This is a genomic window from Paenibacillus sp. GM2FR (genome assembly GCF_002803325.1).
GTDB classification, from domain to species: Bacteria; Bacillota; Bacilli; order Paenibacillales; family Paenibacillaceae; genus Paenibacillus_AQ; species Paenibacillus_AQ lautus.
This window is the reverse complement of the sequence record NZ_MKZM01000008.1, coordinates 1731142-1746925: the sequence shown is the minus strand read 5'-3', so window position 1 is coordinate 1746925 and position 15784 is coordinate 1731142. Positions and strand designations below refer to the sequence as shown.

Sequence of the window (15784 nt, the reverse complement as noted above, 5' to 3'; positions counted from 1 at the left end):
TACCCTCCTGTCTTCTGGAATAAGGCTCCCCTACGGACCCGAAAAATGGATAATGGCATTAGTCCAAACTGTCTTTGCGGCGGTTGAGCAGCATGAGGAACACGGTTAGGATGAGTATGATGACGAATAACAGATAAGATACGGCCGTGGCCAGCCCCATCTGCGATGAGAGGAACGCGTTTCGGTAAATATACAGCACCACGGTCATCAAGCTTCCACCAGGATTACCTGCGGTTCCACCGATTAACCATACATCCGTAAAGCGCTTCATTCCGCCGATGGTTCCCATGATAAGCATGAACACGAAGATCGGACGCAAGTATGGAATCGTAATATACCACCATTTCCGATAGGTGCCGGCCCCATCCACTTCGGCTGCCTCATAGAGATCCCGCGGGACGCTTTGCAAACCGGCCAGAAAAATAATGGTGTTATACCCAAGGGCGCCCCACAAGCTCATAAGCACGATACTGTAACGCGCCACTTCCGGGTTCGTGAACCAGCCGACAGGATCGATGCCAAACAAACCAATCACAAAGTTGATCAGCCCTTCCTTGGAAGGAAAAAACAAGAAGGAGAACAACAGGCTTGTAGCAACGCCGGATACAACATTGGGCAGAAAATATACCGCTTTGAAAAAATTGCGTCCCAGATGCCATTTCAGATTATTAATCAGGCTCGCCAAAACAAACGATAGTGCGATTCCAAGCAGCACAGACCAAATCCCCATGACAAACGTATTTGAAAGCGCTTGCCAAAATAAGGAATCTTCTAATGCGTAACGGTAGTTGCTCAGGCCCACCCAGGTGCCGGATAAATTTAGCCCGGATGTCTGATGAAAACTCATAAACAGTGCGGCGAACATGGGATAAATGGCAAATACGATGACTCCGATGATCAGAGGGGCGCTGAATAGATAACCCATCCAGTCATTACGCGTAAATCTGAACTTTCGTTTAGACCATTTTCCATGTCCCGCAGTCCATTTCCCTTCTGGGGTGGATGACAAACCGATCCTCCTCCTTTCATTAATAGCCGGATCCCTTCCGGTAATCGGACAAGACGTTCATGTCCATTCTGTAAATGGTTATGTGGACGAATCCGGATTATGTGTTATTCTTTTTTTCACAGACATGAATGGAAGAACAACACCTTCAGTGATTCCTTTTATCGGCAGTGTATGCAGCTGCCCGCATCCGGGTGTATGCCTACCCTATATCGACGCACAAATAAAAGCACAGCCTATTTAAGGCTGTGCTTTATATATGCAAAGGGGCTTATACTTCGATAATGATGGGCAGAATCATCGGCCTTCTCTTGGTCTCGCTGTATATGAATTTGCCGACATGATCTTTCAAGGTCTGCTTGATCAGATTCCATTGGGTAGACCCGGTTTCCGTTAAATCCTTCATTGAAGACGTGACGATATCGTGGATTTGACCCATGAATTCCTCCGAGTCTTTCACGAAGATGAAACCTCTGGATATGAGCTCGGGCTTGGCCACCATCTGCTTTTCCGTTTTGCTGAGCGTGGTTACGATAATGAGCATCCCGTCGGAGGACAGCTGCCTGCGGTCCCGCAAAACGATATTGCCTACGTTTCCGATCATCAATCCGTCCACGAGGCTGTTGCCTGAAGGGATTTTGGGACCTAAGGATGCCATGCCCTGCTGGATTTGTATCGTGTCGCCATTCTGGATGATGAACACATTTTCATTAGGGATCCCCACGGAGTCCGCCAGCTGTCGGTGCTGATACAGCATTCGGAATTCACCATGAACAGGAATCAAATAGTCCGGTTTCATCAAGGTGAGCATTAATTTCAATTCTTCTTGGCTGCCATGACCGGATACGTGCATCCCTGAAGCTGAGCCGGACCCATAGATGACCTGGGCACCCAGCACATACAAATTATCGATCACATGAGCAAGGTTCCTTTCATTTCCCGGTATGGCTCCTGCAGCAATGATGACGGTATCGCCAGGTAAAATCTCAATATGGGGATGCTTGGAGTTGGCTAATCGCGATAATGCTGCCATGGGCTCGCCTTGACTCCCCGTGCATAGCACAGCGATTTTGTCTGGTGGATAGCGCTCGCTGTCGCCTGCATCAATCAGTAAGTCATCGGGGATGTTTAAATAGCCATGTTCCTTGGAAACGGTAACGACATTGACCATGCTGCGGCCGAGCAGAATTAGTTTTCGTCCTGTTTCAGCGGCGGCATCGATGATCTGCTGAACACGGTTCACGTTGGAAGCAAACGTAGAGATGAATACCTGCTGTTTGGCCTGCGCAAATGCTTCCAGGATGTGTCCGCCAACCAGACGTTCCGAAGGTGTAAATCCCGGTCTCTCGGCGTTTGTGCTTTCGGACAATAACACCTTAACCCCCTGCTTGCCGATATCAGCCATTCGATGCAGATCCGGATAAGGCCCCTTCACAGGAGACATGTCAAATTTAAAGTCCCCCGTGTGGACAACATTGCCTTCCGGGGTCTGAAAAACGATGCCCACACAGTCCGGGATGCTGTGGCTGGTCGAAAAGAAAGAGGCTTGGATGGCACCCGCTTGAACGGTGGAATTTACATCGATTGTGTGAAGCTCGGATTCACGCAGAATGCGATGCTCTTTTAGCTTGATTTTAATGAGCTCCATCGTGAGCTTCGTCCCATACACAGGGATCGGGAGCTGCTTCAGTAAATAGGGTATCCCTCCGATATGGTCCTCATGTCCATGGGTGACGATAAGAGCTCTGACTTTATCCGCATGGTCCAGCAAATAGGTAAAGTCAGGCACAATCAAATCGATGCCGGGCAGGTTTTCGTCAGGAAATTTGGAGCCGCAATCAATGACCACGATATCTTGATCGTACTGAATGAAGTACATGTTTTTTCCAATTTCATTAACGCCGCCCAGAGCTGCGACCAGCAGTTTATGTTCAGCTATATTCATAACGATGACGCCTCCTTCTCTCTTTCCACGAGTCCAATTCTTAGATGCTGTCGGTTCTCCTATATTATTGAAATTGTCACAAAACTTATGCACCCAGGTAAACAATGGCTCATACAGCGTATGTGGTACGGAATACAGCAAAAAACCCGCCATCCGAGGCGGGCTATCCTTGTAATCTCGATATGCTGGTATGAATCCGGGTTTTAGGTTAAAAACCGAGCAGATTTTTAACCGTAAGGAATACGACGGGGATCAACAGCGCCGGCGTGAGATTCATGGTTTTGAAGTTCCGTATGCCCAAAATGTTTAAGCCTGAAGCAAATATTAAAATGGCGCCAATAATGGATATTTCGGTTAACAGCTCCGTCGTGATCAATCCAGAGGCTGCGCCGGCTATAACGTACAATAACCCTTGCCAACAAAATGTGGCCACGGCAGATAAAACGATGCCAATGCCAAAGGTTGAAGCCAGTACAATTGACGTCACGCCATCCAGGATGGCATTGGTGAACAGATAGGTATGATTATTGTTCAAAGCGCTCTCGATCGGTCCGATAATAGACAGTGTTCCTATACAGAACAACAGAATGGCCGTTGATAATCCTTCAGCCAAATTTCCCTTGGTAAACCTCGACACCGCTTTTTTAAATCCCTGCTCCAGATTCAGCTTCTCCCCGATCAGACCACCTATGGCGAGACTTACGATGAATAAGACGGGATAATGACTATCGGGCATATACTTCACGATCGAATGCACACCGAGTGCCATAACGGCCAAACCCATCGCCTGCATCAGGATGTCCTGATAGGTTTCGCTCATTCCCTTTTTAAATACATTTCCAATCGTGCTGCCTACAACAATGGTTGTTACGTTTACAATGGTTCCTATCACAGTCGTTCTCTCCTACTAATATGTTTTGATACAAAGAATAAACCCTCCAGCAGCTGGAGGGTCAATCGTTTATTTAGCGAGCATTTGAATTTCGGTTACGAATTGTGAAGGATCACCGGTAAGCCCATAATCAATGTACGTGATCTCAAGCGCATCCTCAATCAGGCTGTATCCTTTTTCCTCGATATAATCCAGGAGCTTTCTGTAATAAGGCGCTGCATCTTCGTGTGTCCCTCCAAACCGAATCGTGATGTAGGTGCCTTCCGGCCATCTCTTCTCTTCGACTTCGGAGCTGCTGCGCGCACTTTCCTGCTCGACAATCACAAAAATAGAATCGTATCCATCAAATTTGCTTTGCATTAAACGATCGATCGAGATCGATAATCCTACTTTGCCAAGGAAAATGGTGGACTTCATCTTCGTGCTGTTCTCCAATAATCGGATCGGCATATCCAGATTGTCGCTTTTATGTATGTTCTGTTTCAGCAACACCATCACTCTCTCGGGAAGCTCTACTTCCCGAATTTTGTAGAGTTCTTCCTTATTCGAGGCATCTTCAATCTGATCGATTCGGCTTTTAATCTTCGCCTGGATTCTTTGATATTCCTCAATTTTCTCCTCAGTTCTGCGCTGCTGCTCCTTGAGCAGGGTTAATATATGTTCAATCTCCCGATCATCCAGAAAAAGCTTAATGTCTTTTAAAGGAATGCCAAGCGCTTTGAGATACAGAATGGTGTTCAGCTGCTCGAATTGATCGACCGCATAATAACGGTAACTGGTCAGATGATCCACGGATGCCGGTTTAAATAAATCAATATCGTCGTAATACCGGAGGGTGCGAATATCGATCTGAAAAAGCTTGGATATTTCACCGATCGTAAACATATCATCTCTCCTCTCCTTAATAGCCTATACGCTTCGTTCAATTTGCACAATAAAATGATGGGATATGTCAACAAAATTACAATCCAATGTTTATCAGCTAGATTACGATCATCCTTCATTATACTGCGTGTGAATAAAACAAAAAGACCGCCGAACCATCGGCAGTCTTCTGAATCGTGCGCGAGCCGCGACTTACGGATGCTTCCCCTGTTTGTTAGGGGCTTTAACCGGCTTGTCGTCAACGCTAACAAAGATCGGATTGGAGTAAAACCACAGGTCGCTGTAGTTCCGTTTATTAATTTCCGCAAACCGCTGCTCGTTGTCTTCGATGTCCGTTTTTAGATCCATCAGTGGATCGCCATTGCTGGTTTCTCCAGTAACATTCACGCTAAGGTTAGTCCCTCTTAATCGGAAATATTGATCCTTCGTTGCTGTTGTCCGATACGTAATCACATTATATCCATCCCGATCGGTTTTCCAATCCTTGCTCGTAAACCGTTTAACCACTTTGGTCGAATCGTTGGTGCTTTTGCTGTAAGCGGCCGTACCTGGTTTCGCTTTACCGGTTACGTCGCCTGAGATCAAATCGACATGATCTACGGATACAGAATCACCGTTGTTGTTTTGGTCCGGGCTTTTGAATCGGATCGTTATTTCGATGGGGTTCCCTTTTTTCACTTGCAGGTTACTTCCCATCTCGGCCTGCTTGTTCCCATGACGAACGCGAAAATCCAGCGCGTTAATTAAATCGCCGTAAACGGAGAATGATTTACCCGAACGCATACCGTCCAATACGCTTTGCATATTTTTTCCGTTCACCCAAGTGTAGTTCTTCGCATATTGTCCCGGCCAATATCCACTGGAGTATAAACGGTTTTCACTGATCTCAAAATGAGAATCCGAGTTCGCAAAGTTCCAAAATTCGCGCCCTTCGCCAAGCAGCGCATCCCAGACGCCGCCAACCTTGGCAATCATGAAATCAGCACCGCCGTAGGTTCTGTTTTCCGGTGTGGCTAAATTTAGTCCGCCACGATCCGGTTCCATCTGATTCCCGGGCATGCCTTCCATTCCAAATACGACATCCGGCGCAATATTGTTGAAATCCCGTATATCCGCGATGGTGTACACGGTTTTTCTAGAAGGATGGTTGAGCAATGCATAACTGCTGTTCCCGTAGTTTTTCTGGAGCCAAGCCAGCGCTGTTCGGGCATCTTCGGGTGTAGTATAGGCCCGGCTGTCATGTTTGTTCCATTCGGCAACATCTTTGGGATCGAACATCGCTTCCTCGCGATCGGTGAACAGATACTCGAACTGACGAACTGCCTTCAGGCTCGATTCTGAACCGAAATTGCCTGCTATAATGCCGACTCCCACATGTTCATATGTAGGCATGTCCCACTCAACACCAGAAAAGATCATTTTGTTCTTGTATTTCCCTGCTTTCTGAAGCTGCTGGATCTTGGGGATTTGGTACTGAGCCATTCCCTTAGAGAACGGAATAGCTCCGCCGGCCAGAGGATTTCCCTCGTCGTCCCGTTTAGAAACTCTAAGATGGTCGGAGACCGCGATCCAATCCAAGTGATACTTTTCGAATCCGTTGTCCAGCAATTCCTGCAGCGATTGACTGGCATCATCGGATTGATACGTATGCGCGTGATACTCACCCGTCATCCATTTGCCGTTTCCTTCCGGCTTAAACCTCGCCCCGTCTTCCTTGGCATGAACAATCATGCCTTGCGAAAGAATGGACAAGCTGAGCGCCAAAACCATGATGGTTTTCTTCTTTAGCTGCATTTCATGGCACCTCCGAGTTGTTATCATTCATCAAACTTCTCAAGTGTAAGCCCTCATGATTAAGAGAATGTCATCGTAAATCGTTGAATTTGTAAGAATGGAGCTCCCCTACCTATGTCCGATAGAAAAAGCAACCGGCTTTGAAACTCGAAATACGCAAGTTTTTCGGTTAATAGGTTACATATCATATATTATGTAAACTAAATTAATGAAATGACTACAACCTGAACTCGCTGTAGTCATTTTCAGAAATATCTTATAAGATTATATATCTTTGGATAAGGTTCGACGAACCAACTTGACCTGTCCGTTCATCCCTGAAGGCAAAGCAGACTTTCCATACAAATTCTCCAGCGTATTGGCTGCACGGATGGTAAAGTGATTGTTCCCTTGTTCAACATATGACGTGATGTTCCAGTGATAAGGCGGCCACAACCGGATCCCTGCCTCCATATCATTCACGTATAAACAAGCCGTCTCTCTGATATCTTCTGCTTCCAGCCATAATTCCTCATCTGGAGCCAAGTTAAGTTGAGTTAGATCCACTTGCTGTGAGTACTCTCCCGCTCCCGCATAATAAGGATAGCCGGCAGATGACCAACAACCAAACACATGTTCGTAACCCGCATTTAGCCTCATCTGATCCTCTATAACAAAGGTTCCGATCAAAAATGCAGGGAATGAAATCGCCGGCATCGGCTCCAGCAATGAAACCGTCAGAATCTCAAGTTGGTTCTCGCCTGCTAACAAATGAGGGGTGACATCCACGCTGGCATAGTGTTGATCCTGCCAATTTGAGGGCTGCAGCGCATTCTGCCTTACGCCATTCACGAAGATTTCAAGATTGCGCCTACGCTGCAGAAAGCCGATATGGGATGGTATTTTCTGCTCCACATCGTCCAGAATTAACTCGATCTTCGGTGATGGGTTGATATTGGATTGATCGGGAAGCCCCCTATCGCTCGGTGATTGCAATCGTTCGATCAATTTCTGCGTCATGGTAAACGTTGTACGATACGTGTTCACTTGCCCAGGCATCGTTGCGTTCATTCTGGACTTTCGGTCATTCAGCGTGACCTGCCATTGGTCCAGTAATAAAACGTTGGGTTCAAGGGTCTGAAAACGCCACATATCTTCAAGAACGATTACATCCTTGGATTTTCGATCCGAATCGAACATCTGTTCTTTTTCGCCGATTGGGCTTTCCTCCGGTACAAGCGAGAGAACTCGCAGCTCTCCGGGAGCATAGGTAAGAACGGAATCGCTGGTTAACCGGCGTATATTCCCGCTTTCCAAGTCCCATTCTTCAATACGGTGCTTCGCCTCTCTTGCATCAAGCTTCAAGGAAACAGGCTTCTCCGACCAGTTCATCAGCCACACAAATACTTGATTATCGAACACACGTTCTACACTGATCAAATCCTCATGTTGACCTTCGATCAACTTCCATCGTAAAACAGGAGATTTCCTTAATAACCCGCCTAAACGTTCACACAACGAATCCAATGAATCGCGATCCTCCAGGGAATAAAACAGACTATAACCCTTGCCAATGGATCGTAACGCATCATGCTGCGGAGTCGAACCAAATAGCTCATGCACATGCTTCGCCAGTTCTGGATCATGATGCAAGGACTCGCTATGCCGCGGGATCGCTCCTACAGCCACGAGAGTACCGCCTTGCTTCACATAAGAAACGAGCTGTGCGGCAATGTCCTTCGACATGACCTCAATCTCCGGCATAGTCAAAACCGAATATACGTTCCCACCCTCGCTAAATCGAACCCCTTCCCCATCCATAAGGGTGGCTTCGCGAAGCTGACATTCATCTACATAGTCGTAATCAATGGATCTGCGAAGCAAACGATCCGACAGGAGCGAGAACATAGCATCGGAAGAGGGATGTCTATTCGATTGACCGGATACGAACATATTTTCGTATACCGTCTGAATAGGTGACAGCAGAAGAACCTCCGGTGTACGTTTACCGCACGCGCCGAGCAGACTCAGTCGCCCGATATAATCGGCAAAAGCACGATAATGCGGCCAATGCGGCGCGTGTTTGAATTCCGTCGGCGGAAAATCGGTCTTCCGATACCCGGCAAACGAATAATAGAACGCATGCGGGATAAACAGATTAACGCCCAGGAATGCCATGAAATTCGCATCCAGTCGCCGTTGACGCATGGAATAGCCGTGACCACTTGCCCCAAACGATTCGCAGATTACCCGTTCCTTGCTGTTCAGCAGCGCGACAGAAGCTGCCGTCTTCACGGACACAATCCGATGGGGATTCTCCTTCGTACCGATTCCGGGCGTTAGATAATCCACGCCTGCGTAGTGAAACTGCTGCAGTACCCGGGTCTGATTGCCTTGCGATCTGGCCTGTCCCCAAACCGGCTCTTCAAGCGTATGTCCGATGTACAGGAGTCCATGCTCTTCACACCATGTACGAATCGCCTGATGATAACCCTCAACATACCAGCGCGTTATCGTATCATAATATTGCTGTTTCGTTGATCGGCTGCCATCAGCCATGTTGTATAACAATGCGCCTAACCGCGGGATGAGATCATACCCATTCTCTTGGCGATACCGCTGTGCCATGCCCTGTGTCCAAGCAAACACCATGCCGGGCAGGGTAGCGGTCACATCGTGAACGGTCGTACGGATCGCTTCCACGCCGAAGAAACCATCGTGAATCATGAGTCCGGGTTCGTCGGTGAAAACACCTTGAATCGTTGCGCCAAAGTATTTCTGTAAGGACTGAAACGGATCATAGGACATTCGGATAAAAGCCTGGACGGCTTCCGGATTCAACGTATCCAAGTAGTACCCTTGGGCAAACGTGATGCCTTCCGCGATCTCACAGGACCAGCAGGCCAGCACGATATAAGAATCCTCCGTTGTCGGCGTCCAATCTCCTCCCCATGCATGCGTGAGATCCTCGGGATCATCACAGAGCAGCCATTCCCCGTCCTGCTCCACAGCGCGATAAGCCAGAATGGCTATAAGCTCATTATGATCATAGCGTGCAAAGTCCAGCTTCAAGCCTTGCTGCTGTCCGTCGTGCGTATATCTTTTCTCTTCGACCCTTAAGTATCGCATGCGATATTCCGGATGCCGACGGGTCAGCTTGCCGCCCAGCGTTCCGCTTGGCCAATTGTCCTCATCGTACAGCCAGACGACCATGCTGCGCTTCTCGCACTCCAGGGTACAGAACTCCAACGCTTCCATAAATGCCGGTGACAGGTACGAGGTTTGCATCCCATGACGAGCATGCAGAACAACACCGCCGACACCCGCTTCATACATCGATTGTATCTGGCTTTCCAGCTCCGGCTTCGTGAGCTCATGATTCAGGAACCAGAACGGCTGCGGGCGATACGTGGCATCCGGATTCTCGAATTGCACCTTCAGCTGCGTTAGCTCCTGCTTTAGATCCTTATGGGCTACTTCGTCCTGAACATTAACGTTATTCACACTGCATCACCTGTCTTTTCACGAATTTAATCCAGACCGGGACATCAGCAATTGGATGAAAAACCCACCGACAACGGAGCGGTTCTGGAAATTCATTTGCTTGCCGCTCATCGTGTCATACCAATCGGTCACCGGAACGCGAGCAGAGGTTTCATTCATGAAATCCCATAAGGGCGCAATCATGGCTTCGAATTGGGATTGCGTAGCACTCATAGAGGCACACCATACCAGCCAATCCGCTTTTGTATACGTATCGCGGCTATCCAGCGGAAGACCGTATCGATTCTGTTTATGTTTATAATATTCCAGCTCTTGGGCTGCAACTTCTTTTGGAAACAGGTTTAATCCCAGCAGGCGATCCCATACCAGATTATATTTCATGCTCCAAGAATCGTTGGCACTGTCGAACGTAAGCTTATAATGGTCTCCTGCATCGGCCATGGATATCCATTCATTCGCCATGTTTCGAGCGGCTGCAAGATAAGTGGCTCCTTCCTGCAAGCCCAGTTGGTCGCACATGTACGAATACGCGGCAATGCCCAAGATCGCTTTAATGGACAAATTCGCATTATGCGCCAAATGTCCGGCGAAATCATCCGTGCACAGCTGATTATCCGGATCGAGCCCATGCTGCAGTAAATACCCCGCCCATGCGGTAAGAGGTTCCCAGTGTTCCCGGGCAAAATCCGTATCTCCTTCATACTTGCATACCGCGGCAGCCATCAAGAGCATATTCCCGCATTCCTCAATCGGCATCTGGTACTCCAGTTTATTCTCGCCATACACCTGACCGTTGGCTTTGGGGTACGTTCCCACGTCATGAGGCGCAAAATCGAACGGCCAATCAGGGCTTGTGGCATATTTATAAATCGGACGCATCATGCCCTTGACCAGTTCAGGATTGTATCTTAAGAACAATGGAATCGACGGGTAACTGACATCGACCGTAGCGATGCATCCGTTACTGAAATTCTCCTTGGAAAAAAACAACACGCGTCCCGCTTCATCGGCAACCAATTTATGCGCGGCAATTGCCTGTCGATAGGTCAACGCCAAGATATCCCGGTATTTTTCGCCGCCTGCGGCAAGACTCTCGGCCATGAGTTGACGATTGAAGCTCTCACATTGCTGCATGATGTCTTCATATTGGTCGGCAGATTGTAACAGCATGTCATGGAACGTCGTTCCGTTTCGCTTCCAGTAAGCATCCAGCGGCTGGTTAAAATACTCGATAGCATGAATATCGTCATAAGCAAGCATCAGATACTCGGATACCCATTCTTCCCGGACCGGACCCAATTCGATTTCAGCGGCCATAACGGGAACGTTATCGGATACCGGTCGCGGCTTCTGATGATCATCTTCCGACGGTAATTGACCGGTTCGTACATATGATTCACGGCTTGTCACAGCATGAATCACCGTCTGGACACGTTCCGTACGGGGGACCGCCAAAACCATGTACCCCCAATCGATCCTCGTATCGTCTCCGGCAAGCTGTAGAATGGGCTGTTCCACAGTGCCCATCGACATCATATTCAAGCGTCCATCGATTAGGCGATGCTCCCAGGTCACTTGCTGATCCGGTGTATGCACGCACCACTCGCCTGTGACATCGAAATAGATCTTAACATCATGGGCACGCCCATCCATCGAACGAACCTGTACCGTTACATACGTGACGGGCCGGGATAACAGATCAAGATGATCCAGCAACAAAGGCGTGGTGAACTCAACCTGAAGCTCAATGCCTTCCCCCTGAAACGTATAACGGGTGGTTAGTGGCTCAACTGTCAGATCGATTTGCTCAAGCGCTTCAGGCTCAAGTCGTTCTGACGCATCCTGCGTGATAACTTTTCCCATGAATCTTCGCGGGGCGCCATCAATGTTGGCTAGTCCCGTCATGCCCTGAATCTTGTTCGTCCAATGCCGGGTATGATCATCGTAGAGATGATCTGCAGCGGACCACACGCTAAAATATGGATCCACGGTGACCAGGGGTACGGATGGAGGTCTGAATTTCGTTGTCATCTGACTTCAACTCCTTTATTCTTCTTTATTCTGGGTAATGCCTTTCATATCCTTGCGATTTGGAAACAAAAGTGAGAAGAGCGCAAAAGGCTTCGCCCCCTTGATTGCCAAGGTGCTGCGAAGCCTTTCGTATTACCGGGCTCCCTTGATGATGGACGTCATCAGTTCGGCATCTGAACGGTTACCACGTCTTTCCCCTTCAGATTTTCGTTCGTGAACTGCATCGCCTTATCGTATCCGGTCTTGCGGAGCTGTTCGCGCAGTTCGTTGATAATGCTCATGGCGGCTTCATCCGATTTGGCAAAAACCGCTTCCTTCCAGGCATCGCCCATCCGATCCATCGATGGCTTCAGCATTTCCCATTCCGGCGCTTTCGTGATGACATCGCCCGGGTTATAGGCGGTAATCACGTGAATGCCGTTCGGTCGGAGGATTTTGCGTGCGTTCTCCATGGCGTCCAGCCGTTCCTGTTCAGCCCAGATGTCTCCGCCAGCAACCGAATTGATCCGGTCAAGACCCGTCAGCGACTCCAGGCCAATGCTGATGCCTTCGTTCTTGCGCAGCTTCATGTTGGTGTCCGTGCTGAATTTGTCAAACCATTCTTGATTGGCAACCGGCTTGCCGTCTTTCATGTCCCAGTGAACGCCCTGCACTCCGTATCTTGCCAGCATGAACCCTTCGTCCGAGGCCATGAAATCCAGGAATTTCAGCGCTGCGTCGACGCAAGCGCCTTTACAGTTCTTCGTGATCGCCGTGACGTTGTTGCCCTGAATTCCGAGATCAACAGGCCTGTCCGGCTCGACGTCAGCGCGCTCCAATGGGCCGAGAGGAATGTAGTCGCTGCCCGGATGCGAGGAGACATACTCCTTGGAAGCATCCAGAATGGCCGGATAATGCGCGGCAAGGATAGCGATGCGGCCCTGATTGATTTTTTCCTTGGCGATCGGGTCCGTCTGGGTGAAGGTTTCCGGATCCAGCAGCCCTTCTTCAACCAGCTTCCGGTAGAACAGCGTGTACTCTTCATAACCCTTCGTGAAGAAGTTATGTTCAACCGTGCCGTCACCTTTATCTACATAACTTGCACCCGGGTAGAACATAGTGTTGCCGATGCCAACGGCCCAGCCGTTACTGAAACCGCCCAGCGGAAAGACCGGCTGGCCGTTCTCTTGCAGATTGGCATCTTTGATTTTTTTGAGGAAGTTATAGAAATCGTCCTTCGTGACAACGGATTGCGGATCGACGCCGACTTTCTCGGCAATGTCTTTGCGCACATAGAAGCCATAGAGCCAATCCATACCGTCTTCGTTCGTGGCCGGCTGATTTTGCAGCAGCAAATATTTTTTGCCGTCGTAAGCATCAATCGCTTTCTCATATAATGCCGGCGGCACATTTTCTTCCGCAATGGATTTGGACAGGTTCGGATAATCCTTCAGCTTGTCCGATATGTCCACCAATTGTCCCTCGTTGGCAGCCTTAATGATGCCATCCAGTTCCCCGCCCCAGGCAGGTCCGGTATAGATATCCGGCAGATCCTGCGTGGCGAAGATCTGGTTGACCTTCTCCGTCTCGCTGCCCTTGGTATATTCCCACTCCAGGGTAACGCCCGTCTTCTCTTTGATGACTTCCTCCACCGGTGTCATGGCATCGGAACCGTTTGAGCCATTCCAATTGTGTAATATTTTGAGTTTGTATGAATTCTCTCCTTCTGCCCCTTCTCCGTTATCTCCGTTCCCTGATGAATTCGTGCAGCTGATCAGCAAACCTCCAACCATGATGGACACGAGCAATGCGGATACGCCTTTCGACCAAACCCTCTTCAAACCAATCGCCTCCTGGAATATGGATATCAATGATCTTGGTAAAGCTTTGGACAAATTCCGGGTCAGGATGACCTAACCTTTAACCGAACCGATCATAACCCCCTTTACGAAATATCGCTGCAGGAACGGATAAATGCACAAGATCGGGAAGACCGTAATGACAAGCAAGGCCATCCGGAGCGATTCCGGAGTTGCGCCAGCACCGCTGGTTCCGCCAACCGTCTGCCCTCCCTGCTGCGCGGCCCGCTGCATGGAATTGGACAGTGCTTCAGCTTCCGTCAGCATTTCTTGCAACAGGGTCTGCACAGGTATCAAATCTTTGTTGGATACGTAGTACGCCCCCGAGAACCAATCATTCCAATGGGCCACTCCGATGAACAGGGAGATGGTGGCCAGCACCGGTCCCGAAAGCGGAAGTATGATCCGCACGAAGATTTGAAAATCGCCGTACCCGTCAATGCGGGCGGACTCTTCCAGCTCTTCAGGTATGCCTTGCAGAAAGGTCCGGATAATGACGATGTGCATGAAATTGAACAGCATCGGCAGAACATACACCCAGAAGCTGTTGATAAGATGCAGTTTTTGCAGCGTGATGAAGAACGGGATGAACCCGGCACTGAAAATCGTCGGCAAAAAGATGTAAAAGGTGAAAAAAGTGCGGCCTGGCAATGTTTTTTTGGAAAGCGCATAGGCCATCAGCGTACACAGCACAACATGAAGGAATGTACCCAGCACGGTGCGCATGAGCGTAATTTGGTACGCCTTCCAGATGCGGGCATTATCGAATACCTGGGCGTAGTTCTCCAGCGTGAATTTACGGGGCAAAAAATAGATCGCCCCCATCATGGAATCCTTCCCGTCATTAAGGGAATACGCCAAAATATAAATAAACGGATAGATCATGGAAAATCCAATGATGGCAAGAACGGTGTAATTGAACACCGAGAATAATGACCATTTACGTTTCATAACGTCACCTCCTTAGAACAGGGATACATCACTGACTTTGCGGGCGATTCGATTAACGGTCAGAACCAGAATGAGCCCGATGATGCTTTGGAACAGTCCGACCGCAGCGGCGTAACTGAGACGCCCTTCCCGGATACCGGAATTGATGGCATGCACGTCCAGCACGCTGCCCATACTGGCAGTCGCAGGACCATTCAGGAGAAGGAGCTGTTCATACCCGGCGCTCATCAGATTCCCCACGGCGAGAATGAACAATATGATGGCCACATTGCGGATACCTGGAAGTGTCACATGCCACATCTGCTTAAAACGTCCTGCGCCATCCATCTTGGCAGCTTCATAGAGCTGCTGATCGATACCCGCAATGGCGGCCATAAAGATAATGGAATTCCAGCCGATGTTCTTCCATATGTCCGACCCGACAATCATCTGGTAGAACCAGGTAGGGTTGTTTAGGAACTGGATCGATTCGGCTCCGAATGACCCCAGCAAGTCATTGACCGGACCCCCGTATGGAGTCAGTAAACGCTGCATGAGAGTAACAACCACGATCCACGATACAAAATAAGGTAAATAAGAAAGAGTCTGAATCGTCTTCTTGAATTTCATTTTCCGAACTTCATTTAACAGGAGCGCAAGCACGATCGGCATCGGAAATCCGATCAGCAGCTTCATGAGACTGATGATGACCGTGTTGCGAATGATGTCACCAGACTGATAGTAATTGAAGAATTGTTCAAAGTATTTAAATCCTGCCCAGGGACTCCCGGTGAATCCGCCAACGAAGGTATAGTCCCGGAAAGCAACTTGAATTCCGTATAAGGGCACGTAAGAGAATAGAAAAAACCAGACGATGCCTGGCAGCATGAACAAGTAAAAGAGCTTGTGCTGCCAGATTCGTTTCATGAATCGGTTGTTGGTTAATCGTGACTTGCTCACATTCCCACCTCTCCTTTCAG

At 48.8% G+C, this 15784-nt stretch carries 10 protein-coding genes; all 10 read right to left on the bottom strand.

Features of this window, described 5'->3' with window-relative positions:
- Positions 1–58: 58 nt before the first annotated feature.
- The 10 genes from PAEVO_RS07915 to PAEVO_RS07870 all read right to left on the bottom strand — a co-directional run bounded on the left by PAEVO_RS07915 (position 59) and on the right by PAEVO_RS07870 (position 15764).
- Entirely contained in the window at positions 59–1009 is a 951-nt protein-coding gene (locus PAEVO_RS07915; RefSeq protein ID WP_100537072.1) for a carbohydrate ABC transporter permease, read from the bottom strand.
- A 268-nt stretch (positions 1010–1277) separates the two neighbouring features.
- Complete coding sequence (locus PAEVO_RS07910; protein ID WP_100537071.1) at positions 1278–2951, bottom strand: ribonuclease J; 1674 nt, start codon at positions 2949–2951, stop codon at positions 1278–1280.
- A 208-nt stretch (positions 2952–3159) separates the two neighbouring features.
- On the bottom strand, positions 3160–3843 hold the full coding sequence (locus tag PAEVO_RS07905) for a DUF554 domain-containing protein (protein WP_100537070.1): 684 nt from the start codon (positions 3841–3843) through the stop codon (positions 3160–3162).
- 69 nt (positions 3844–3912) lie between these two features.
- Positions 3913–4728, bottom strand: coding sequence for a MerR family transcriptional regulator (locus PAEVO_RS07900; protein WP_100537069.1), 816 nt, complete (start codon positions 4726–4728; stop codon positions 3913–3915).
- 192 nt (positions 4729–4920) lie between these two features.
- The gene (locus tag PAEVO_RS07895) at positions 4921–6522 is read right to left on the bottom strand and encodes a CehA/McbA family metallohydrolase domain-containing protein (RefSeq protein ID WP_100537068.1); all 1602 of its coding nucleotides are present in this window, start codon (positions 6520–6522) and stop codon (positions 4921–4923) included.
- A gap of 264 nt (positions 6523–6786) precedes the next feature.
- Positions 6787–10005, bottom strand: coding sequence for a glycosyl hydrolase (locus tag PAEVO_RS07890; protein ID WP_100537067.1), 3219 nt, complete (start codon positions 10003–10005; stop codon positions 6787–6789).
- 18 nt (positions 10006–10023) lie between these two features.
- Positions 10024–12036 carry a glutaminase family protein gene (locus tag PAEVO_RS07885; protein WP_100537066.1) on the bottom strand — a complete coding sequence of 671 codons (2013 nt, stop codon included), beginning with the start codon at positions 12034–12036 and terminating at the stop codon, positions 10024–10026.
- Positions 12037–12197: 161 nt separating this feature from the next.
- Complete coding sequence (locus tag PAEVO_RS07880; RefSeq protein ID WP_100537065.1) at positions 12198–13856, bottom strand: extracellular solute-binding protein; 1659 nt, start codon at positions 13854–13856, stop codon at positions 12198–12200.
- 72 nt (positions 13857–13928) lie between these two features.
- Entirely contained in the window at positions 13929–14825 is an 897-nt protein-coding gene (locus tag PAEVO_RS07875) for a carbohydrate ABC transporter permease (protein ID WP_100537064.1), read from the bottom strand.
- Positions 14826–14837: 12 nt separating this feature from the next.
- On the bottom strand, positions 14838–15764 hold the full coding sequence (locus PAEVO_RS07870; protein WP_100537063.1) for an ABC transporter permease: 927 nt from the start codon (positions 15762–15764) through the stop codon (positions 14838–14840).
- Between the last annotated feature and the right edge of the window lie 20 nt (positions 15765–15784).